Raw genomic sequence first — 18,984 nt, forward strand, 5'->3', positions numbered from 1 at the left:
TCGTCAAATTTTTCAACCGTTCTGAAATGTAAATATTCAAATCCTTTTACCAAAAACCTCCACTATCATGAAATGCTGGCGTGACCTGGCCCATGATTGTGTAAAGAACGACTGCCCGATGTGGATGGAAGGGTTTGACCTGCCGATACCCAGTGATGATGGTGGGATCGGGCTGAATGAAAGCAGGTGTGCCATGGCGCTGAAGGAAAAAATCACCATGTACCATAGCTTGCTTGAAGTGATGGACTACATTGAAACCACAGACATGCTCTTTGACGAAGATTTGTTCTCCGCGTTGAACGAGCCTCCCCAAAAACCCTCCAAAAAGTTAGCACAGGAGAACGCATCTCTTTTTGAACCCTTTTCGAAGACTCCCCCTGATAAAACAGCCATAAATGCATCACCAGGACGCCCCCCGGCAAAAAAACGAGGAAAGAAGAAGCAGTAATCCCTGCAAGGATGGTGTCAGCGCTGCCGGTGAAAGCACCGTGGGGACCATCACCCCGCGGGCAGGGACCGTTGCCCGGCTTCAGCACCGTTAAGTCCGGGTTTCTTGCTGGCACCAGGCTCACCCGCTCGATCGGTACCGGCCGGCCGTCTTCACAAATGCATACCTTTACTCCAATTGCGTGCACGATATCCACCAACTTATGGTTATCCTGCCAGTGAGTTCATCCCGCCAGGGATTATTTCGGCCGATCTTTGGACACGATCAAAATTTTATGCCCAAAAACACAAACTCTCTCCCGGCAGTAGAGCGTTGATCTGAGAAAATTGACCCGGAGACCCCCCGGGAGGAGGCCATCGGAGAACAGGGTCCGGAAGCGCTTTCCCCCGGGGGGTAATACACGAGGGTGGAGAGGGCAAGGACATGAAGTACCCGGACATGGACAAAATATACCGGACGTTGCCCCTCGATTCCATTCCATGGAACATTGAAATCCCGCCCGCTGCACTTGTTGGCCTGGTGGAGCAGGGACGGGTCCTGCCCTGCAAAGCAGTTGATCTGGGGTGTGGTGCCGGGAACTACGCCATATGGCTCGCTGGAAAAGGCTTCGAGGTTACAGGGATCGACAGTTCACCGACCGCGATTGCGATTGCCACAAAGAAGGCTGCACAGAAGGGAGCCATGTGCAGGTTCGTTGTTGCCGACCTTCTCGGAGACCTGCACGAGCTTCAGGGCGAGACCTTCGATTTCGCATACGACTGGGAACTCCTGCACCACATCTTCCCCCAGGACCGGGAGCGTTACATCCGGAACGTCTCTGCCCTCCTCGGACCGGGAGGGAAGTACTTCTCGGTCTGTTTTTCGAAAGACGATCCCCAGTTCGGCGGTTCGGGCAGGTTCAGGAAGACCCGGATCGGGACCATCCTCTATTTCTCCTCCGAGCCTGAGATCCGGGACCTCCTGGAACCGTTTTTTTCCATCCTGGATCTCAAGGCAATCGAGATTGGGGCGAAGTCCGGGACTCATATCGCGATTTGTTCATTCGCCGAACGGCGCTGAAAGTTATCCGGAAGACCAGTCCCGGGATGAAGCCAGGAAAAAAGAGATTATGGCCGGCCGCTGAATGTCAGGAGAGGGGATCCGTCACTGCCGGCAAGGACGAGCGTTCCGCCGTTGACCTGGTAACCCCTGACCGATTCAAGGGCTGCCAGGTAGGCATATTCCTGATCCATGACATCCTTGTCAGGGCACATCAATCTCCTGGTCGAACCGAAACCGGTGATGGACATGGAGTTCCCGGTTGCAGTATAGCCGGCGAAGTAACGGTTGCACCCCGCCGATCCTGCCACCTTCCCATCAGGTCCAAAGACGGCAGTAATCTCGCTTCCGGCAATAACCGATGACACGGCACCGGGGGTGTGAACCGACGAGAGGGTCCAGTTCGTCCCGATGAGCGGAAGGGGAGCGGGAGGGACAGTTTTTACAAACGTGAGGATCACGTTCCCAGACCTGTCGGAGAGAACAAGATGGTCGCCGTCAATGGCAAAGGATCCTGCCTCCGGCAGGAGGCCCAGGTACGCGCTCTCCTGCTCCATTACGCCGGGTTCGCCGCAGTACATCAATGTGGACCCGGCCTGGCCGATGGTAAGCAGGCTGCCCGATGCCTTCCAGGATGCAAAGTAGCGGTTGCATCCCGCCGATCCGAAAAGCCTCCCGTCATCACCGAAGGTGAGGGTGACAGGACTGCCGGGCAGGGCCTGCACGGTCTTTGTGTCCTGCGAGTACTGGACAAGCGTCCAATCCGTGCCGGTGAGCCGGTCTTCCGGTCCCTGGCCGGTGCAACCCGCCGTAAGAAGCATGGAGATGAGGAGGACCGTGCCTCCCCCGAGGGCGACAGCACCGGTCCGTGTTCGTTTCTGTGCCATGTGCATGCAGGTTCATGGGCCCTGCCAGATGATAGTTATACCCTTGAGTGCGGGATTAATGGCAATAACCCGGCCCGGGTCTGCATTGGCGGCACAATACCCGCTGGCTACCTGTACGGATCAGAGCACCGCTTTGAGGAATGTATCAAAGCCAAGGCGATCGATCGTCCCACCCAGGCGTTCGGGAGCCTTTGCGTTCTCCTGGTAGAAGGCGATGACCCTCCTTGCAAGGGCTATTGCCTGTTCCTGGTCCAGGCCAGTCGCAATCTCGCGGCCTATCTTTGCCGTTCCGCCACCCTTCCCGCCAGCGACGGCAGTAAAGCCCTCGTCAGTGCCAAAAAACCCGAGGTCTTTTAACCAGCAATCGCTGCAGCAGTTTGAGCATCCCGATATTCCCATCTTGAACTTGGCCGGGGCAGGCTTGCCATAGAATTCCTTGTCGAGCGCGAACCCCAGGCCCGGGCTGTCCTGCTTTGCTTTCTTGCATGACCGGGTGCCGGGACACATCTGGATACTCCGGATCGTAAGGCCGATGGCCTTGGAGCGGTCCTCGAATTCAGCCCAGACGTTATCCAGGTCTTTTTCCTGGAGTCCGATGATGGCGATTCGCTGGGCACCGGTGAGCTTCAGGTATTTCGCATTGTACTTTTCCGCCACATCGGCTATCTTTCTTAACAATGCAGGCTCAACGAACCCTCCGGGGATGTGGGGGTGGATCAGGTAAGTCTCCATATCTCTCTGGACAATTGCACCTTTACCAGGAATGTTTGCTTTGGCCATGGTTACCTCTAAACCTTGTTGATATTCTGAAATGGTAAGGTGACTTTGTTAAAAAGAATGCCGGTTTAATATTCATTTCAAAAGCGACAGGATCCCCGCGATGCATTGTGCAAGCAGGACTCCCCCGGAAAGCGATCAACGAAAGCCAGGAACCGCACCTGGTCGCTCTTTCATGATACCGGGGAGATTGAACCGGTCACCGGGGGATGATCCCGACCGGTTTCGCAGAGCATCGGGCTTTTTTATGTGAATTGAGGAGCAGGCTCCTGGTGGTTGCGGATAAACGATGCGTTCTCCCCGAGCTCAAGGGTTGGCGATTTCCCATGGTCCTGTCCTGGATGAACCGGTATCGAATTCACCGGGAGATGCATTTTCCCCAAAGAGACAGAGATACTTTTTGAAAGAACAATCGCAGTATCTCAATTTCCGGGAACGAGAGGAGACCGTCACCAGGGTGGGCGGGCTTTTCACGGTTCTGTCGGCCGGGACGACAACAATCTTAAATAGGAAGGACAGGGAGAGAGACCGATGGTGGATTTCATGCCTATAAAGCTGAAACGTGCCTACGAGCCCCCCGAGGAGAGTGACGGGTACCGGGTACTCGTGGAACGCCTCTGGCCACGGGGGCTGTCCAAGGAACGCCTGAAGATCGATCTCTGGATAAAGGATGCCGGGGCAAGCCCGGGACTCCGGACATGGTTTGGCCACGACCCCGGGAAATGGGAGGAGTTCAGGAGACGATACTTCGAGGAGATACGCCAGCGCCCTGAAGTGGTGAAGCTCCTGGAGGACACTCTGAAACACCACGCCACAGTCTCGTTTATTTATGCAGCACACGATGAGGAGCACAACAATGCCGTGGCACTCAAGGAGTACCTGGAAGGGGCACGGTAATGTGCCTGGCAAACAACTCTCCTGCATGGTGACCGGGGATGCATGGTGACCGGGGATGCATGGTGACCGGGGATGAGCCTGCCGATGAGGGGCTTTCCAGGCCGGGCATGGCCAGGGCACCGTAGACGCTTCCTGCAGCACCTGGGAAAGACTCTCGCTCAAAAAACCATGAAAAACCATCTCCAGGCCCTGTTCCAGGGGCATTGCACGGGCATGGTCAGGACACCATAGACGCTTCCTGCAGCACCTGGGAAAGACTCTTGCTTAAAAACCATGAAAACCCGTCTCCAGGCCCTGTTCCAGGGGCATTGCACGGGCATGGAAGAGGGTGAAAGACAAAAAAATCAAAAGGAAGGGGCGGTCTTTTCCACGGCTACCGCAGGCCCTCGAGGGGGATATACGGCAGGAGCGTGAGAAGTTCCGACTTCAACCGTTCATACCCGATCCGCTCCAGGAACCGTGCCGTCCTCTCCTTCGGGCTGGCATTATTCTGGTAATATTCCAGCAGGCGATGGACGAGGTCAAGGGCGTCGTCCGTAGAGAGATCTTCTGCAATAACCGTCCCGACGGAAGGTCTCCTCCCGCTGTTTCCGCCGAAGATCACGGTCCACCCTTTCGTGGTCCCTACAAGCCCGATATCCCGGATGAAGCTCTCGCCACAGCACCGGGGGCAGCCGGACACCCCGAACTTGAGCTTTGCCGGGAATGTGGTGCCATGGTACTTTTCTTCGAGTTCTAACCCCAGCGCGGTGGAGTCCTGGACCCCGTACTTGCAGACATCCGTGCCGAGGCAGCCCTGGACGTACTTGATGCAGGGAGCCGTCTCTTTCTCGGCAAGGGGTCCGAGTTCCTTGAATACGGACGGCAGGTCTTTTTCCGGGATCCCTATCAGCATGAACCTCTGGCCCGAGGTGAGTTTAACCATCGGGACCCGGTATTTCCGGGCAACGGCAGCAAGGTTCTCAAGCGCTTCGGGGGTGACAAATCCTCCCGGAACCCGGGTCACGATTCCAAAGGTCTTTCCATCCCGCTGGAGGATGGCACCGGTATGATGAGCCATGGTCCTTCCTCACAGCAGCTTGGTCTCTTCGGCCGGTTTCGGCACCTTGATGACCAGCACCCGGAACACCGATGTGCTGTCGTTGATCCACCGGTGAGGGATCCTGGCCGGGCTCTCTATAAGGGTGTCCTTCCCCACCGTCTCCTTCTCATTGCCGATCTCTATTGTGCCCGTCCCTTCCAGCACGTAGAAGATTACATCGACCGGAGTCGCGTGCCGTTTCAGCGATTCGCCGGGCTGGAGGGTGATCATGACCACCACGGCATGGGGAATCTCGCATAGCTTTCTTGCGTCCACGTGGTGGGGGTTGGGCGAGCTGGCAGTTCTGGTTGCATCAACGATCTTCATAGCGAATTCATCTCTTACATTTCTCTGGTTCTTCACGTGATAATCAATTCATGGGTCATTCAGGCCATAAGGCCACTGGTTCAGAGCACACACTCTTTGCAGTCCTGGCTTTTACAGGTGATGTTGTCGATCTTCCACTTCAGGGCCCATCTCTTGATGTCACGGATGATCTCGATGATCTCAAGGCCACTCTCGGTCAGGGTATACTCGGTCCGGACAGGAAACGCGGTCGCATCCACGGTGCGGGTGATGATCTCCTCTATATCGAGCTCCTTCAACCGCTCTGAAAGGACCTTGGGGGTGATTCCCGGTAAGGCGTCCCGGAGCTCAGAGAACCTCCTGCTATATCCCTCGCCCTTGTAGAGCTCCAGGATGATGAGCAGTGTCCACCGCTTGGAAAGATACCTGACCGTCTGACTGACCGTGCAGGATTCCTGCATGGTATCTAAATGGGAACCTCTGGCTATTTATGCTTTAGTATGGAATAGATATCCTATATCAAAAACAAACCAAAAGAGCCTGGCGATGTTCTGCCACCATGATACAGTCAAGGGAAACGGGTGCACCGTGAAAGGTACCTGCGGGACTGGTGAAGAGACCGCGGCGTGCCGGGATGTCCCGGGATGTCCCTGCAAAGGAGAGCTCCGGAAAGAACCTTGCGGCGATAGGAAACGGAGAGGAGGGGTTCCTGTGCAGGGCATGTCCGGTGCGGGTGCACATTTTTTTCTACCCCGGGCCCATCCGTTGTCTCTGTTACCTGCGGTGGCGGACGTGCCCGCCGGGGATTGTGGCCCGGAAGCCCGATACCCATGGTATGGGGCCGGAGGCTGGTATCCACATGGTTTTTTAGGGCCATAAGACGAGACTCTGGAGAAAGGGTGAGCTGACATGGAATTCAAACTGGAACCCCCGGACATAACCGAAAGACCGGATAAGAAACGGGACGAACTCAAGGGAAAGGTACTGGTCCTCAAGGACCTCGTGGACTACCAGGACGGGACGGTCGCGAGCCGGATGGTCATCAACCGGAAAGCAGGCAGCATCACCCTCTTCTCTTTTGACGAGAACGAGGGGCTCTCCGAGCATACCGCCCCCTACGATGCCGTGGTCACCATCCTTGACGGTGAATGCGAGGTCTGGGTCTCGGGAAAAACGTTCCAGATGAAGGAGGGGGAGACGATTATCTTCCCAGCCAATGCCCCGCATGCACTCTCAGCGATCACCAGGTTCAAGATGATGCTGATCATGGTCAGAGGCTAGCCATGGCAGGCGATGAGAAAGACGGGTATTACTGTTCCATCTGCGGGGGTATCCCCCCGGACAAGATCAGGACAAAACGGGTCCTGATCAATGGCAAGGAGACCGGAATCGATCATCTCGACTTCATTTTTAAAGACGTGAAAAAGCTGGAGCTGGCGGATGGCCCTGCCATTTCCCGGGAGATCATGAAACGGGTTAAGGAATTCAACTACGTGCCGACGAAGAAGGAAGCGGTGTATGCCGACGCACTGTTAGAGGAATACCGCTGCTGGGAGAGAGAACATGCTTGATCGATGTCCCGGTGCGGCAAACATCCGGACACCTACCCTGGCCATCAAGAAATGCCCCCAGTGCGGCGAGGAGATCGAGGTCTTCTCAAACGATGTTTCCGTGAAGTGCAGCAGGTGCGGTTTCACCGTCTACAATGACCTCCTCTCCTGCGTCCAGTGGTGCAAGTATGCAAGAGAGTGCGTAGGAGAGGAGACGTACCGGAAACTGACGGCAAGGAAGCCTGGACATCACCGTGAGTGAGAAAATACCATGAAAAGAAAGATCATCCATATCGATGAAGAAAAGTGCACGGGATGCGGGCAGTGCATCCCTGACTGTCCTGAGGGAGCATTGCAGCTGATCGACGGAAAAGCACGCCTCGTGAGCGACCTCTTCTGTGACGGGCTTGGTGCCTGTATCGGCACTTGCCCCGAAGGGGCAATCACGGTCATCGAACGCGAAGCCGGGGCCTATGACGAGAAGGCCGTCATGGCCAACGTCGTTTTGCAGGGGCCGGCGGTCATCACCGCCCATCTTGAGCACCTCCTCGGACATGGGGAACACGCCCTCTACCAGCAGGCAATCGAATACCTGGAGGAGCACCACATTCCCGTCCCCCGGCACCGTACCCCGGGAAGTCGTCCCGGCCCTGTGGCACAGTGCCATCCCTCGGTTACAGGCTGCCCTGGATCTGCAGCACGGGTCATCACCCGGCAACCGCGGGCCGGGTCCCGGCAGCAGGCCGGAGCAACCCGTTCAGAGCTGAGGCAGTGGCCGGTGCAGCTCAGGCTCCTCAACCCCTATGCCGGATACTTTGACCATGCCGATCTGCTCATTGTCGCTGATTGTGTTCCTTTCGCCTTCGCCGATTTCCACCGTGAATTCCTGAAGGATAAACTGGTGATCGTGTTCTGCCCGAAACTGGATGCGGACATTGAAGGCTATATCACCAAGCTGTCCGAGATATTTTCCAGGCATCATATCAACTCTATTACCCTGCTTCGCATGGAAGTCCCGTGCTGCAGCGGTACGACCTCCATCGTGAAGCAGGCAATGGAGCGTTCGGGAAAGAAAATCCCGCTAAAGGAGTACACGATCACGGTAGAAGGAGAGGTGGTGTGAACATGCCCGTTTCAACATTTATCGGTGCATGACGTGGTTTTGCAAGGGGCAGTCCCAACAAGATCCCCTTTACACTTTTCCTGCCGCTGTCCTGCGTGAACAGGGAGATGATCGATTTACTGTGTTTTGTTGACCACCTTGCCGGGGCACAAGGGTTTGGACCGCACACTTTCACCACTGGAAGATATACCTAGTACTTTTAGCCGGGATGATTATTTTAAGCGGATTTCGCTCAAAGAAGCAATTACAGGCCTTGGCTGAATGGTAATCCCGATAGAAGGCTATTGAATATTTTCAGATCGGACTCTTGTTTTATAAAAAAAAAAACGTGCGGGGGCCGGGCAGAGAGCCACATCAGCCTCACATACCCAGGTATGCTGCCCGGATCTGGTCATCGTGGAGGAGTTCTTCGGAAGACCCTTCCCTGACGATCCTTCCATTCTCAAGTATGTAGCCCCTTTGTGATATCTCCAGGGCGTGCTGTATATTCTGTTCAACAAGCAGGATCGAGAGGCCGGATTTATTGAGGGTTGCCACTGCATCAAGGACGGTTGATACCAGGAGGGGTGAAAGGCCAAGCGATGGCTCGTCCAGGATCAGCAGAGACGGGCGGGCCATGAGTGCACGGGCTATAGCGAGCATCTGCTGTTCTCCTCCGGAAAGCGTCCCGGCAAGCTGGCTTTGACGTTCTTCGAGCACGGGAAATAGCGCAAAGATCTCTTCGTACCTGGCCGCCGTCTCCCGGTGGGGGAAGCTTCCAATCTCCAGGTTTTCAATCACCGTCATCTTCGGAAAGAGTTCGCGCCTCTCAGGGACAAGGGAGAGGCCCCGCGTCACCACGTCATAGGCAGGGAGCGATGAAATATCCGTTTCCTGAAAAAGGACCCTCCCTTTCCGGTCCCGGACGAGCCCGAATATGCTCTGCACCAGTGTCGTCTTGCCTGCCCCGTTCGCACCAAGGATGGTAACAATCTCCCCGCTATTCACCACCAGGGAGATATCCCAGAGCACCTGGAGACCGGAATAAAATACCGAGAGGTTGCGGACCTCAAGGAGGCGGGTGTTTTCTCCCGTCATGCGTACCGTTCGCCTAAGTACGAATCAATAACACGCTTGTCCTGCACGACGTGGGAAGGGATCCCTTCTGCGATCTTTTCCCCCCGGTCCAGAACCACCATGCGGTCAGAGACTCCGAGGATGACCCGCATAACATGCTCGATCATGACAATGGTGAGACCATCGTCACGGAGGGATTTAATGAGCGAGACCGCCTCGTCGCTCTCGCTTGGGTTGAGACCGGTCATCATTTCGTCAAGGAGAAGGATCTTTGGCCGGGAAGCAAGAGCCCGGGCAAGCTGGGTTCTCCTGAGCTCGATAACGTTCAGGTTTGCAAGGGGCATATCGATCCGTTCCATGGGAAACCCGACCCTTTTCAGGAGTTTTTCCGCCTCATCCGAGGCTTCACCCATGCTCTGGTGGTGGCTGTTGCCGAAGAGCGACCCGATCATAACACTTTCGCGAGCGGTCAGTCCCGGGAAGGAGTGTGTGAGCTGAAATGTCTTTGCTATACCCTTTCGACAGATACGGTCCATGGAAAGGCGTGAAATCTCTTCGCCGAAATACCTGATTTTCCCCCCATCAGGACGGTAGATCCCGGATATAAGGTTCAGGAGCGTGGTTTTCCCTGCACCGTTTGGGCCGACAAGCCCCAGGATCTCCCCCTCTTTCACCTGGAGATCAACTGCATTAACTGCGACCAGTCCGCCGAATTTTTTGGTCACTTCGTCCAGTTCGAGCATGAATCGTCTCCCATGACAAATTTTTCCATGCTATATGTTAGCAAATATCAATATAAAGGTATCTTTCGGTACCGGAGAAGGAAGAGTCCAGGATTGACTGGAACTGGTCAGAAGGGAATGTATATGATGTTTTATGTCATGATGGTCATGATAGATATCCATTGCATCTTTGGGCCTGTGCGGGAGTCGTTACGAATTGGAAACCGATAATAAAATGGGGAAAGGGGACGTAACCATCAAGTAACAGATGAGGTTGTCAACGAACACTGATGGTTCCTCACCAGAAAGCAGAAGGAGAATGATCCGTTTCTATGCCGGAAGAGATTAGGGATCTGATCGAGAAAATACAACAGGAGGGGATCCAGGCTGCCGAAGAGAAGGCAAAGATTATCGAGGATGAGGCGCGGCACAAAGCGGATGCCATCCTCTCGCGGGCACGAGCTGAAGCAGAGGAGTTGATCTCCGCCGCTCATGAAAGAATCCAACGTGATGATGAACGGGAGAGAGCTCTGCTCGCCCAGGCAGGAAGAGATCTTCTTCTTTCGCTCCGACAGGAGATTAATGCCATGCTCGGGCAGATTGTGGTTTCTGATGTCCGGGAAGTCCTCACACCGGAGGCGCTCCACAGGCTCATTCTGGAGATTGCCAGTAATTATTCCACAACGGATCAAAGCGACATCATCATTTCACTCAATGAAAAAGACCTGAACCTCCTGGAACAACACTATCTTCGGCAACTTCGGCAGGAGACAGAGAGGGGAATAACCTTACAGTGCGGTGAAGAGATCCAGGGAGGGTTTACCATCAGTTTTGACAGTGGAAAATCCTGCTATGATTTTTCTGATAAAGCTCTAGCGAGGTACATCATCATGTGCCTCAAACCCAAATTAAACAGGATTTTCGAGAGATCAGCTGAGGACTGAAAGAGGATGGCAGAGTTTTACCCTTACCTTATCGCAAGCCTGCCAACGCTGCATTTCGGAATGAAACCGCCGTTTTCATTTGAGCGGTTCCTTGAGGCATGTCACCGTTTCATCCCGGATAAAGATTATCAGACTTTGAGCAATCTGCCCCAACCTGAACACTACATGGAAAAAGGCAGGTGGCATCACTTCATTGAGCGATGGATCCAGTTCGATACCAGCCTGAGGAATGAGATTGTTAAAGTGCGGGCCGGCAGGTGGCAAGTCGAGGCTGAGACCTCTATCCAGCCGACTACGTACACCGGACCATCTCTTGCCCCTGTCGTTGCTGCAGCAACGATGAGCACATCTTTGCTTGAAGGTGAGAAGATACTCGATGACACACGCTGGAAGATGCTGGATGAACTTGCAAAAGCCCATTATTTTGATCTGGACGCCCTGATATGCTATGCCTATAAACTGCTGATTCTCCATCGGTGGGAGAGTATACGAAGTGCGGATGCGTCCCTCCTGCTCAAAGAAGCACTCGAGCCCCAGGAGGTGTGAATGACAGCGCAGCCATACGGGAGAATCATGAAAATCAGTGGTAACATGGTCACTGTATCTTTTGATACACCCGTCATGCAGAACGAGGTGGCCTTTATCAGGCACGGGGACGAGCGGCTCAAGTCCGAAATTATCCGTGTACGCGGCAATCTTGCCGAGATGCAGGTATATGAAGCAACAACCGGCCTAAAGATCGGAGAAGAGGTTGAGTTTACCGGAGAACTCCTTTCGATCGAGCTAGGGCCGGGAATGCTTGGCCAGATCTATGACGGTCTCCAGAACCCTCTGCCGGAGATTGCTGAACAATGCGGTTTTTTCCTGCAAAGAGGTGTCTATATTAAGGCACTTTCTGAATCGAAGGCCTGGGATTTTACCCCGTTGAAAAAACCCGGAGACAGATTACGGGCAGGAGATAAAATCGGGTTTGTTGAAGAGAAAATATTCCGTCACTATTGCATGGTCCCCTTCTCCCTGGCTGGTAATTATGAACTTGTATCGATCGAAAATGCTGGCAAGTTCACGATACGCCAGGCCGTTGCCCAGATAAAAGACCAGAACGGGAAAATGCATCCCGTATATTTAAGCCAGACCTGGCCCGTAAAGATCCCGATTCAGGCATATACTGAACGGCTGAAGCCCGGGGAACCCCTGGTAACCAAAATGCGCCTGATAGATTCACTCTTTCCCGTTGCCCTGGGAGGGACATACTGTATCCCGGGCCCTTTCGGAGCAGGGAAAACTGTTTTGCAGCAGTTGATCAGCCGACATGCCGAAGTCGATGTAGTGATTATTGCTGCCTGCGGTGAAAGGGCAGGCGAGATTGTCGAAACATTACGGACGTTCCCCTCTATCATTGACCCGCGAACCAACCGGCCCTTGAGCGATCGCACGGTGATTATCTGCAATACCAGCTCGATGCCCGTAGCAGCGAGGGAATCGAGCGTGTACACGGCGGTCACCATAGCAGAATATTACCGCCAGATGGGACTCCAGGTGCTTCTCCTTGCGGATTCAACCTCCCGCTGGGCACAGGCTATGCGCGAAATGTCCGGGAGGCTGGAGGAAATTCCAGGAGAAGAGGCTTTTCCCGCATACCTGGAGTCGCGAATCGCATCATTCTACGAGAGGGCAGGAGTGGTCCGTTTACACGATGGTTCGAAGGGGTCTGTTACCATCGGTGGGGCGGTCAGCCCTGCAGGTGGCAACTTTGAAGAACCGGTGACACAGGCAACATTAAAGGTTGTTGGTGCTTTCCATGGTCTTTCCCGCAGTCGCTCCGATGCCCGAAGATACCCAGCCATCGACCCGCTCTTCAGCTGGAGCAAATACAGAAGTTTCATCGATGAGGGTCAGAGGGAGATGGGGCTCTCAACCCTGCGCAGAGGCAATGATATTTCCCAGATGATGAAAGTTGTCGGTGAAGAAGGGACTTCGCTTCAGGATTACCTGGACTTTCTCAAAGCGGAATTTCTCGATTTTGTCTACCTCCAGCAGAATGCCTTTGACCCCGTTGATGAGGCAACGATAAAAGAACGACAGATCTACATTTTTGATTTTATTTGCCGTATTATTGAAACAGAATTTGTTTTTGGTAACAAAGGCGAAGCGCTTCATTTTTTCCAGCAACTGAGACAGCTCTTCAGGGGGTGGAACTCAATGGCCTGGCAGAGCAACGAATTCCACGAGACTGAGAAAGATATCAGAGCGTTTCTCCTCGTGCGCACGCAGGAGAGTGGGCATGTATAAGATCTATACAAGCATCACCCAGATTGTCGGGGATGTCATAACGGTAGAGGCAGAAAATATCGGCAATACGGAGCTTGCCGAAATCACAACCCGTCGGGGAACCTCCCTTGCCCAGGTTATCCGCCTTGATGGAAACAAAATATTTCTGCAGGTCTTTGCCGGCACCCGGGGGATATCCACCGGAGACAGGGTAAGGTTCCTCGGTCACCCGATGCGCATTGCTACCGGCGACATGCTTCTTGGCCGGGTATTTAACGGAAGCGGCCGGCCTCTTGATAACGGTCCCGACCTTTCCGAGAACCTAGTCGACATTGGCGGGTCTCCAGTCAACCCGGTAAAGCGCATTATTCCAAACAAGATGATTCGGACCGGGATACCCATGATCGATGTCTTCAATTCACTTGTCGAATCGCAGAAACTCCCTATATTTTCAATCGCCGGAGAGCCCTATAACGAACTCCTTGCCAGGATCGGGACCCAGGCGGAAGTCGACATCATCATTCTGGGAGGGATGGGTTTAAAATACGATGATTATCTCTTCTTCCGGGACACCCTCGAGGAACACGGTGCGCTCTCCCACTCGATCGTTTTCATGCACACCGCTGCCGATCCCGTTGTCGAATGCCTGCTGGTTCCTGACCTAAGCCTCGCTGTTGCAGAAAATTTTGCTCTCAGCGGGAAAAGGGTCCTTGTATTGCTGACAGACATGAGCAATTTCTGTGATGCATTAAAAGAGATCGCAATCACGATGGAACAGATCCCCTCAAACCGCGGATATCCCGGGGATCTTTACAGTCTTCTTGCAGCCCGGTATGAAAAGGCGGTTGACTTCGAGACTGCAGGCTCGATAACCATTCTTGCGGTAACCACAATGCCCGGAGATGATGTGACCCATCCTATTCCGGATAATACCGGGTATATCACGGAAGGCCAATTTTACTTCAAGAATGGTGTTATCGAGCCATTTGGTTCTTTGAGCCGCCTGAAACAGCTCGTTAATGGCAAAACCAGGGACGATCACCGGACGATTATGGACTCCATGATCCAGCTCTTCGCCGATTATCGCGAGACGCTGGAAAAACAGTCGATGGGATTCCAGATGAGCGCCTGGGATATGAAACTCCTCAAATATGGAAAACTCTTCGAGGATAAAATGATGTCCCTGAAAGTGAATATCCCCCTTGAGGAAGCGCTTGATCTCGGCTGGGAGATCCTGCATGATTGCTTCCTGCCTGAAGAGACGGGGATAAAGAGAGACATGATCGATCAATACTGGCCCAAAACGCATGAAAATTAAATTTTCCCAGGGTGAACTGAAAAGGCAGAGGGATGCATTACGGCAGTACGAGAGATACCTGCCCACCCTGCAGCTCAAAAAGCAGCAGATCCAGCTTGAAATCCTGCACCAGCAAAGCTCTCTCCGGGAAAAGGAGCGTTTACTGTCTGAAAAGAGGAGATCATCAGAAGAGTGGTCAGGGCTCTTGTCTGAAGTCCCCGGAATAAGAAGATGGCTGAAACCTGGAAGAGTGGTCACCGATACGAGGAATATTGCCGGGGTTGGCATTCCGGTCTTCGTGCATGTCCAGTTCGAGCCTGCTGGGTATGACCCCTTCCTCATGCCTCTCTGGCTGGATGCTGGACTGGAAGCCTTGAGGGATCTTGTTTCAATGCTTGAAGAGATGCGGGTTATTGAACATGGAATATCTGTTCTGAACCAGGAACTACGGATCACAACCCAACGTGTCAACCTCTTCGAAAAGGTAAAAATTCCCGAGGCAAAGGAGGCAATTCGCCTCATCAAAATATACATCGGTGACCAGATGACCAACGCTGTTGGCCGGAGTAAAATTGCAAAAAGCAAGATCGAACAATCAGGCTTTGAAGGGGTGGCATCGTGATTGTCCCGATGAGAAAAGCCACCATCATTTTCAAATCCCGTGATGCGGGGGCGACCGTCACCACCCTGCGTAAACTGGGTGTTATGCAGGTGGAACACCTGGAGCCGCCTGAAGGCAGGGATATATCCTCACTCCTGGAAAAAGTTACCCTGATCGATTCCTCGATCGACGTCCTGAACCGGGTGCCACTCTCCGAGAGAGCGATCCAGCAGCAAAGCCCGATCAGCGGTGACTGGATGGCGGTAGCCGCCGGTATCATTGAAATGGGAAGGAAGCAGGAACAACTGGAACTATCCGGAAGGAACATTCTCGGTCAGATGAATGAATGGGAGCGGTGGGGCGATATCGATCAGGCCCAGGTCCGCTCACTGGCACAGCACGGAATTTACCTGAAATTATACCAGGTTCCGGTCAAGGAAATCGGTAACTTTCCCAACGACGTGGTGGTTAAGACAGTATTCTCCGCTGGCGATATGTCAAACGTCGCAGTGATATCCCGGCGGCAGTTCGAATGTGATTTTAAGGAGGTCATTCCCCCGGACCAGGGCCTTTATGCACTCCGGTCTCGTCTTGCAGAACATACCAGGAATGCGGAGACCATTACATCCGAGATTGCCAGTTGCGCCGGATACTATGATGCCCTTCTGGATATAAAAAGGAACCTGGAAAAAGAGATAGAATTCCAGCAGGTTTTGGCCGGGATGGGCAGGGACGGGGAACTCAGCTATGTAACGGGATACATCCCGTTTGACAGAGAGGACTTCCTCATTGCCGAGGCCCGGAAGAACGTTTGGGGGATCCTTATCGCTGAACCCACACAAACCGACAATGTACCCACGCTCCTGCGCAATCCCAGGTGGGTCGAGATAATTACACCAGTTTTTGGACTCCTGGGGCTCACGCCTGGTTACCGCGAACTGGACATCAGCCTCGTATTCCTGATTTTTTTCAGTATTTTTTTCGGTATTCTCATCGGTGATGCAGGTTATGGACTTGCCTATATCGCCATAACCCTGGTGCTATCCCTCTGGTTGAAAAAGAAGGAGATGCTGACGGGGGAGATGAGAACCGCCTTCTTGCTCTTCTATCTCCTGGGTTCCTCTGCGGTAGTGTGGGGTGCGCTGACCGGCACATTTTTTGGCCAGTGGGGATTGCCCGCACCCGTTCCCAGGCTCAACGACCCGGCATTTGTAACATCATTCTGTTTCTTCCTGGGAGCCTTGCACTTATCAATTGCTCATGCATGGAAGGCAGTCCTGAAATTTCCATCGGTAACAGCGCTCGCTGATGTAGGGTATATCTGCATTCTCTGGACTGCATTTTTCCTGGCCAACACCCTGATTTTAGGGGATCCTTTCCCGGATCTTGGTATAGGGCTGGTTATTGCGGGAATAATTTTTGTTATTCTTTTCACCAATCCCAGGAGATCGAATTTTCTCCGGGGCATAGGGGAAGGCATGGGAACGATAGCATTGAGCTTCATGAACAATATCACTGACGTTATCTCATACATTCGTCTCTTTGCAGTGGGGATGGCTACCGTGGCTGTAGCAAATACGACAAACTATCTGGCATCCGGTTTTGGGAGTGGTATCATCGCACTGGTTGCAGGTGCCGTAATTCTTTTATCCGGCCATAGCCTAAATCTCATCCTGGGATTGATGTCGGTCCTCGTGCACGGGGTGAGGCTGAATGTTCTCGAGTTCTCGGGGCATGCAAATGTGACATGGAATGGTATTCCGTTCGAACCGCTCAAGGAGTGAAAAGAGAGATATCATGACGATGGATCTGGGATTGGGCCTGGTGCTTGGCTTGGCAGGCTTGGGATCCGCAGCCGGATCAGGTACTGCCGGAATGGCTGCGATTGGTGCATGGAAAAAGAATTATATCCAGAACAAGCCGGCGGCATTCATGCTTGTGGCTTTTGCGGCTGCACCGCTCACCCAGACGATTTATGGGTTCATCGTGATGAACACGATGGTTGTTCTTGCCATACAGGGGAACGATATGTGGGGCATAGGCGCCTTTTGCGGGGCAGCCATTGGTCTTTCTGCATACTTCCAGGGGAAATGTGGTGCATGCGCCTGCGATGCAATGGGAGAGACGGGAAAAGGATTTGGGAATTTCATGATTATCCTTGGTCTGACCGAGACGGTTGCCTTGCTCGTGATGGCGTTTGTCCTGGGTATCCTCGGCAGGTTCGCAGTAGTGTGAAATAATCTGATTAGCAAAAGCGGAATTTTCCTTTTTTCCCATCCTTGCCAAGTCAGGCAGCACGATACCTGGATCTATTTACACCGGGATGCCCGGGTTCGTTTCCACTGTTTTGGAGGTACGGATAATGATGACCGGCTGTTTGGCATTCACCGCGACGCTGTGCGCGGTGCTCCCCAGTAACAGTTCCCGGAACCACCCTTTTCCACGTGAGCTGATCCAGATGACCGATACACCCTCATCATCGGCAACCTTAACGATTTCCGATCCAGGGTCCCCAATCTTCACCACCGTTCTGACGGTAATACCCAGTGCGGAAAGGGTTTTTCCAGCTGCTTCAAGCTGGCGCTCCGCGTCCTTGACAGCACTTTTAATAGCATCTTCTGTTTCGCCACGTGAGACCACGTTGAGGAGGATGATCTCGCCGATGCCTTTTGTTGATTTGAGAAGGTTTATCGCCGTATCAGAAGAGGGTGAGAAATCGATCGGGCAAAGAATTCTCGAGAGTATCATCGGACAAGTCATTTCATACGTCTTCCCGGTGAGACCTTCAGTAATTTTATGCCGCATGACCAGCACATTCATTTTGCTCCTACGGATGATTGCCATTGATACACTTCCAAGGAGAATACCTTCCACAATACTGCTTCCCCTGGCTCCCACAACGATAAGGGGGACACCTTTCTCCTCTGCAGTCTCGAGTATAGCCCCCGCTGTGTCGGATGATGCTCTCACCTCTATCGTCACTTTGAGATCTTTTACAAGTTTTTCAAGGTGATTTTTTTCCTCTCTGAGAGAACACATTTCATGAGGGGTAAGCGTTTCGTGTATCTCCCCTCCCCCTCGCGGAGATCTGGCCTCCTCGAGGATATGAAGCAGTATTATCTCCTTTACGCCAGGAAAACCTGCAACACAATCAAGGGCCTTTTTTGCATATTCTGAAAAATCAGTCGCGAATAATACTCTTTGAAACATTCCGTCCGTTCCTCTCCTGCATGTAAATGGAATCCGGTCAGGCTCTTAAAACCATTGGAGGTACCTGTTGAGTGGGCGGCATTGGATGGGGTATTGATTTTATTCAAAGGTAAAGTATTCATCGCTCATTGAAAGTTCAGACGAAATCTATTTATAATTGTAAGTTAAGGGAATCACCGATCCAGTCAAATTCGGATCGCCGGGATTTCTTATGCAACTTTCCCATTCGGAAATGATTGAGAAACTGAAAATGGCGGCTTTGCGGCGCTGTGAAGAGCGCATAGAAGCTGCTCGGACACAGGGCAGGAGTTATATTCCTGAAACCCCGCAGTTCGGAGTCTCGGCGCTCCTGAAAAGTAGACACGGTCTGTAATTGGGTGAATGTTCGAACAGGAGCGGAATGAAGATCCCAAAGTCGTTCCCGTTCTGAAGGTTGGGAGAGGTCCACGGTATGGTTGTTGAAAAATCACTGCTGGCGAGAATCCGGGAGAAAGAACTTGAGGTAAGCGTTAAGATCGATGATGCCCGGTTTGAGGCTGATCGCATGATCGATAAAGCGAGGAAAGAATCCCTCGCCATAATTACCTCATCGGAAGTGGAGGGAAAGAAAGCAGCGGATGAATTTCTCAAACGAGAAATGGAACGAGTTCACGCAGAAGCAAACCAAATCAGGGTTCAGGCCAGAGAAGAGGTTGAAACGGTTCGCAAAAAAGGGGAGAAGAACCTGCCGAAGGCTGTTGAAAAGATCATCGCCATAGTCCTGCCAGGATAGAGCC

At 53.0% G+C, this 18,984-nt stretch carries 25 protein-coding genes; 17 read left to right on the top strand and 8 right to left on the bottom strand.

Features of this window, described 5'->3' with window-relative positions; translation table 11 throughout:
- Nucleotides 1-124 precede the first annotated feature (124 nt).
- Together IPI71_00700 and IPI71_00705 are read left to right on the top strand one after the other, a co-directional pair.
- The gene (locus tag IPI71_00700; protein QQR71086.1) at nt 125-448 is read left to right on the top strand and encodes a hypothetical protein; all 324 of its coding nucleotides are present in this window, start codon (nt 125-127) and stop codon (nt 446-448) included.
- Nucleotides 449-871: 423 nt separating this feature from the next.
- Nucleotides 872-1,507: a class I SAM-dependent methyltransferase gene (locus IPI71_00705; GenBank protein QQR71087.1), complete on the top strand. Its 636-nt coding sequence runs from the start codon at nt 872-874 to the stop codon at nt 1,505-1,507.
- 47 nt (nt 1,508-1,554) lie between these two features.
- Here the strand turns inward: IPI71_00705 and IPI71_00710 are convergent, their stop codons facing one another.
- Both IPI71_00710 and IPI71_00715 read right to left on the bottom strand, forming a co-directional pair.
- The gene (locus tag IPI71_00710) at nt 1,555-2,373 is read right to left on the bottom strand and encodes an META domain-containing protein (GenBank protein ID QQR71088.1); all 819 of its coding nucleotides are present in this window, start codon (nt 2,371-2,373) and stop codon (nt 1,555-1,557) included.
- 120 nt (nt 2,374-2,493) lie between these two features.
- Complete coding sequence (locus IPI71_00715) at nt 2,494-3,153, bottom strand: NAD(P)/FAD-dependent oxidoreductase (GenBank protein QQR71089.1); 660 nt, start codon at nt 3,151-3,153, stop codon at nt 2,494-2,496.
- 540 nt (nt 3,154-3,693) lie between these two features.
- On the opposite strand from IPI71_00715, the gene IPI71_00720 reads away from it, so the two are divergent.
- On the top strand, nt 3,694-4,047 hold the full coding sequence (locus IPI71_00720) for a DUF488 family protein (protein QQR71090.1): 354 nt from the start codon (nt 3,694-3,696) through the stop codon (nt 4,045-4,047).
- 84 nt (nt 4,048-4,131) lie between these two features.
- On the top strand, nt 4,132-4,278 hold the full coding sequence (locus IPI71_00725; protein ID QQR71091.1) for a hypothetical protein: 147 nt from the start codon (nt 4,132-4,134) through the stop codon (nt 4,276-4,278).
- 142 nt (nt 4,279-4,420) lie between these two features.
- Here the strand turns inward: IPI71_00725 and IPI71_00730 are convergent, their stop codons facing one another.
- The 3 genes from IPI71_00730 to IPI71_00740 form a co-directional block, all read right to left on the bottom strand.
- The gene (locus tag IPI71_00730; GenBank protein QQR71092.1) at nt 4,421-5,107 is read right to left on the bottom strand and encodes an NAD(P)/FAD-dependent oxidoreductase; all 687 of its coding nucleotides are present in this window, start codon (nt 5,105-5,107) and stop codon (nt 4,421-4,423) included.
- Between the two features lie 9 nt (nt 5,108-5,116).
- The gene (locus tag IPI71_00735; protein ID QQR71093.1) at nt 5,117-5,455 is read right to left on the bottom strand and encodes a cupin domain-containing protein; all 339 of its coding nucleotides are present in this window, start codon (nt 5,453-5,455) and stop codon (nt 5,117-5,119) included.
- 80 nt (nt 5,456-5,535) lie between these two features.
- Nucleotides 5,536-5,895, bottom strand: a complete 360-nt coding sequence (locus IPI71_00740; protein QQR71094.1) for a helix-turn-helix transcriptional regulator — start codon at nt 5,893-5,895, stop codon at nt 5,536-5,538.
- Nucleotides 5,896-6,044: 149 nt separating this feature from the next.
- Between IPI71_00740 and IPI71_00745 the strand changes: the two genes are divergently transcribed.
- From IPI71_00745 to IPI71_00765, 5 genes are read left to right on the top strand one after another with little or no spacing between them, the layout of a single operon-like run.
- Nucleotides 6,045-6,305, top strand: coding sequence for a hypothetical protein (locus tag IPI71_00745; GenBank protein ID QQR71095.1), 261 nt, complete (start codon nt 6,045-6,047; stop codon nt 6,303-6,305).
- 38 nt (nt 6,306-6,343) lie between these two features.
- On the top strand, nt 6,344-6,715 hold the full coding sequence (locus IPI71_00750) for a cupin domain-containing protein (protein ID QQR71096.1): 372 nt from the start codon (nt 6,344-6,346) through the stop codon (nt 6,713-6,715).
- Nucleotides 6,716-6,717: 2 nt separating this feature from the next.
- On the top strand, nt 6,718-7,005 hold the full coding sequence (locus tag IPI71_00755) for an NAC family transcription factor (protein QQR71097.1): 288 nt from the start codon (nt 6,718-6,720) through the stop codon (nt 7,003-7,005).
- Entirely contained in the window at nt 6,998-7,246 is a 249-nt protein-coding gene (locus IPI71_00760; GenBank protein QQR71098.1) for a hypothetical protein, read from the top strand. The genes IPI71_00755 and IPI71_00760 overlap by 8 nt, the downstream gene beginning before the upstream one ends.
- A 9-nt stretch (nt 7,247-7,255) precedes the next feature.
- Nucleotides 7,256-8,107, top strand: coding sequence for a 4Fe-4S binding protein (locus IPI71_00765; protein QQR71099.1), 852 nt, complete (start codon nt 7,256-7,258; stop codon nt 8,105-8,107).
- Between the two features lie 360 nt (nt 8,108-8,467).
- Here the strand turns inward: IPI71_00765 and IPI71_00770 are convergent, their stop codons facing one another.
- Both IPI71_00770 and IPI71_00775 read right to left on the bottom strand, forming a co-directional pair.
- Complete coding sequence (locus IPI71_00770) at nt 8,468-9,184, bottom strand: ABC transporter ATP-binding protein (GenBank protein QQR71100.1); 717 nt, start codon at nt 9,182-9,184, stop codon at nt 8,468-8,470.
- A complete protein-coding gene (locus IPI71_00775; protein ID QQR71101.1) occupies nt 9,181-9,906 on the bottom strand; it encodes an ABC transporter ATP-binding protein in 726 nt (241 codons plus the stop codon). The genes IPI71_00770 and IPI71_00775 overlap by 4 nt, the downstream gene beginning before the upstream one ends.
- Nucleotides 9,907-10,217: 311 nt before the next feature.
- On the opposite strand from IPI71_00775, the gene IPI71_00780 reads away from it, so the two are divergent.
- From IPI71_00780 to IPI71_00810, 7 genes are read left to right on the top strand one after another with little or no spacing between them, the layout of a single operon-like run.
- Nucleotides 10,218-10,829 (top strand): hypothetical protein, encoded by a 612-nt coding sequence (locus tag IPI71_00780; protein QQR71102.1) that lies wholly within the window; start codon nt 10,218-10,220, stop codon nt 10,827-10,829.
- 6 nt (nt 10,830-10,835) lie between these two features.
- Nucleotides 10,836-11,375, top strand: coding sequence for a DUF2764 family protein (locus IPI71_00785; GenBank protein ID QQR71103.1), 540 nt, complete (start codon nt 10,836-10,838; stop codon nt 11,373-11,375).
- Nucleotides 11,376-13,121, top strand: a complete 1,746-nt coding sequence (locus tag IPI71_00790) for a V-type ATP synthase subunit A (protein QQR71104.1) — start codon at nt 11,376-11,378, stop codon at nt 13,119-13,121.
- Nucleotides 13,114-14,418 carry a V-type ATP synthase subunit B gene (locus tag IPI71_00795; protein QQR71105.1) on the top strand — a complete coding sequence of 435 codons (1,305 nt, stop codon included), beginning with the start codon at nt 13,114-13,116 and terminating at the stop codon, nt 14,416-14,418. The genes IPI71_00790 and IPI71_00795 overlap by 8 nt, the downstream gene beginning before the upstream one ends.
- On the top strand, nt 14,408-15,019 hold the full coding sequence (locus IPI71_00800; GenBank protein ID QQR71106.1) for a V-type ATP synthase subunit D: 612 nt from the start codon (nt 14,408-14,410) through the stop codon (nt 15,017-15,019). Before IPI71_00795 ends, IPI71_00800 begins: the two co-directional genes overlap by 11 nt.
- On the top strand, nt 15,016-16,782 hold the full coding sequence (locus tag IPI71_00805; GenBank protein QQR71107.1) for a hypothetical protein: 1,767 nt from the start codon (nt 15,016-15,018) through the stop codon (nt 16,780-16,782). The genes IPI71_00800 and IPI71_00805 overlap by 4 nt, the downstream gene beginning before the upstream one ends.
- A gap of 19 nt (nt 16,783-16,801) precedes the next feature.
- Nucleotides 16,802-17,233 (top strand): V-type ATP synthase subunit K, encoded by a 432-nt coding sequence (locus IPI71_00810; protein ID QQR71887.1) that lies wholly within the window; start codon nt 16,802-16,804, stop codon nt 17,231-17,233.
- A 78-nt stretch (nt 17,234-17,311) separates the two neighbouring features.
- On the opposite strand, the gene IPI71_00815 is transcribed toward IPI71_00810, so the two are convergent.
- Nucleotides 17,312-18,208: a universal stress protein gene (locus IPI71_00815; GenBank protein ID QQR71108.1), complete on the bottom strand. Its 897-nt coding sequence runs from the start codon at nt 18,206-18,208 to the stop codon at nt 17,312-17,314.
- A gap of 433 nt (nt 18,209-18,641) precedes the next feature.
- On the opposite strand from IPI71_00815, the gene IPI71_00820 reads away from it, so the two are divergent.
- On the top strand, nt 18,642-18,980 hold the full coding sequence (locus IPI71_00820) for a hypothetical protein (protein ID QQR71109.1): 339 nt from the start codon (nt 18,642-18,644) through the stop codon (nt 18,978-18,980).
- Nucleotides 18,981-18,984: the final 4 nt, after the last annotated feature.

Source organism: Methanolinea sp. (assembly GCA_016699325.1).
In the GTDB taxonomy this organism is placed as follows: Archaea; Halobacteriota; Methanomicrobia; order Methanomicrobiales; family Methanospirillaceae; genus UBA9949.

Bases quoted from the DNA above. Each gene is read 5' to 3' on its own strand.
- IPI71_00795 (QQR71105.1), top strand. From the start codon at position 13,114: ATGTATAAGATCTATACAAGCATCACCCAGATTGTCGGGGATGTCATA.
- IPI71_00740 (QQR71094.1), bottom strand. From the start codon at position 5,895: ATGCAGGAATCCTGCACGGTCAGTCAGACGGTCAGGTATCTTTCCAAG.
- IPI71_00775 (QQR71101.1), bottom strand. From the start codon at position 9,906: ATGCTCGAACTGGACGAAGTGACCAAAAAATTCGGCGGACTGGTCGCA.
- IPI71_00735 (QQR71093.1), bottom strand. From the start codon at position 5,455: ATGAAGATCGTTGATGCAACCAGAACTGCCAGCTCGCCCAACCCCCAC.
- IPI71_00755 (QQR71097.1), top strand. From the start codon at position 6,718: ATGGCAGGCGATGAGAAAGACGGGTATTACTGTTCCATCTGCGGGGGT.
- IPI71_00720 (QQR71090.1), top strand. From the start codon at position 3,694: ATGCCTATAAAGCTGAAACGTGCCTACGAGCCCCCCGAGGAGAGTGAC.
- IPI71_00785 (QQR71103.1), top strand. From the start codon at position 10,836: ATGGCAGAGTTTTACCCTTACCTTATCGCAAGCCTGCCAACGCTGCAT.
- IPI71_00810 (QQR71887.1), top strand. From the start codon at position 16,802: ATGGATCTGGGATTGGGCCTGGTGCTTGGCTTGGCAGGCTTGGGATCC.
- IPI71_00710 (QQR71088.1), bottom strand. From the start codon at position 2,373: ATGGCACAGAAACGAACACGGACCGGTGCTGTCGCCCTCGGGGGAGGC.
- IPI71_00705 (QQR71087.1), top strand. From the start codon at position 872: ATGAAGTACCCGGACATGGACAAAATATACCGGACGTTGCCCCTCGAT.
- IPI71_00750 (QQR71096.1), top strand. From the start codon at position 6,344: ATGGAATTCAAACTGGAACCCCCGGACATAACCGAAAGACCGGATAAG.
- IPI71_00730 (QQR71092.1), bottom strand. From the start codon at position 5,107: ATGGCTCATCATACCGGTGCCATCCTCCAGCGGGATGGAAAGACCTTT.
- IPI71_00715 (QQR71089.1), bottom strand. From the start codon at position 3,153: ATGGCCAAAGCAAACATTCCTGGTAAAGGTGCAATTGTCCAGAGAGAT.
- IPI71_00815 (QQR71108.1), bottom strand. From the start codon at position 18,208: ATGTTTCAAAGAGTATTATTCGCGACTGATTTTTCAGAATATGCAAAA.
- IPI71_00790 (QQR71104.1), top strand. From the start codon at position 11,376: ATGACAGCGCAGCCATACGGGAGAATCATGAAAATCAGTGGTAACATG.
- IPI71_00770 (QQR71100.1), bottom strand. From the start codon at position 9,184: ATGACGGGAGAAAACACCCGCCTCCTTGAGGTCCGCAACCTCTCGGTA.
- IPI71_00700 (QQR71086.1), top strand. From the start codon at position 125: ATGGAAGGGTTTGACCTGCCGATACCCAGTGATGATGGTGGGATCGGG.
- IPI71_00765 (QQR71099.1), top strand. From the start codon at position 7,256: ATGAAAAGAAAGATCATCCATATCGATGAAGAAAAGTGCACGGGATGC.
- IPI71_00725 (QQR71091.1), top strand. From the start codon at position 4,132: ATGAGGGGCTTTCCAGGCCGGGCATGGCCAGGGCACCGTAGACGCTTC.
- IPI71_00760 (QQR71098.1), top strand. From the start codon at position 6,998: ATGCTTGATCGATGTCCCGGTGCGGCAAACATCCGGACACCTACCCTG.
- IPI71_00780 (QQR71102.1), top strand. From the start codon at position 10,218: ATGCCGGAAGAGATTAGGGATCTGATCGAGAAAATACAACAGGAGGGG.
- IPI71_00800 (QQR71106.1), top strand. From the start codon at position 14,408: ATGAAAATTAAATTTTCCCAGGGTGAACTGAAAAGGCAGAGGGATGCA.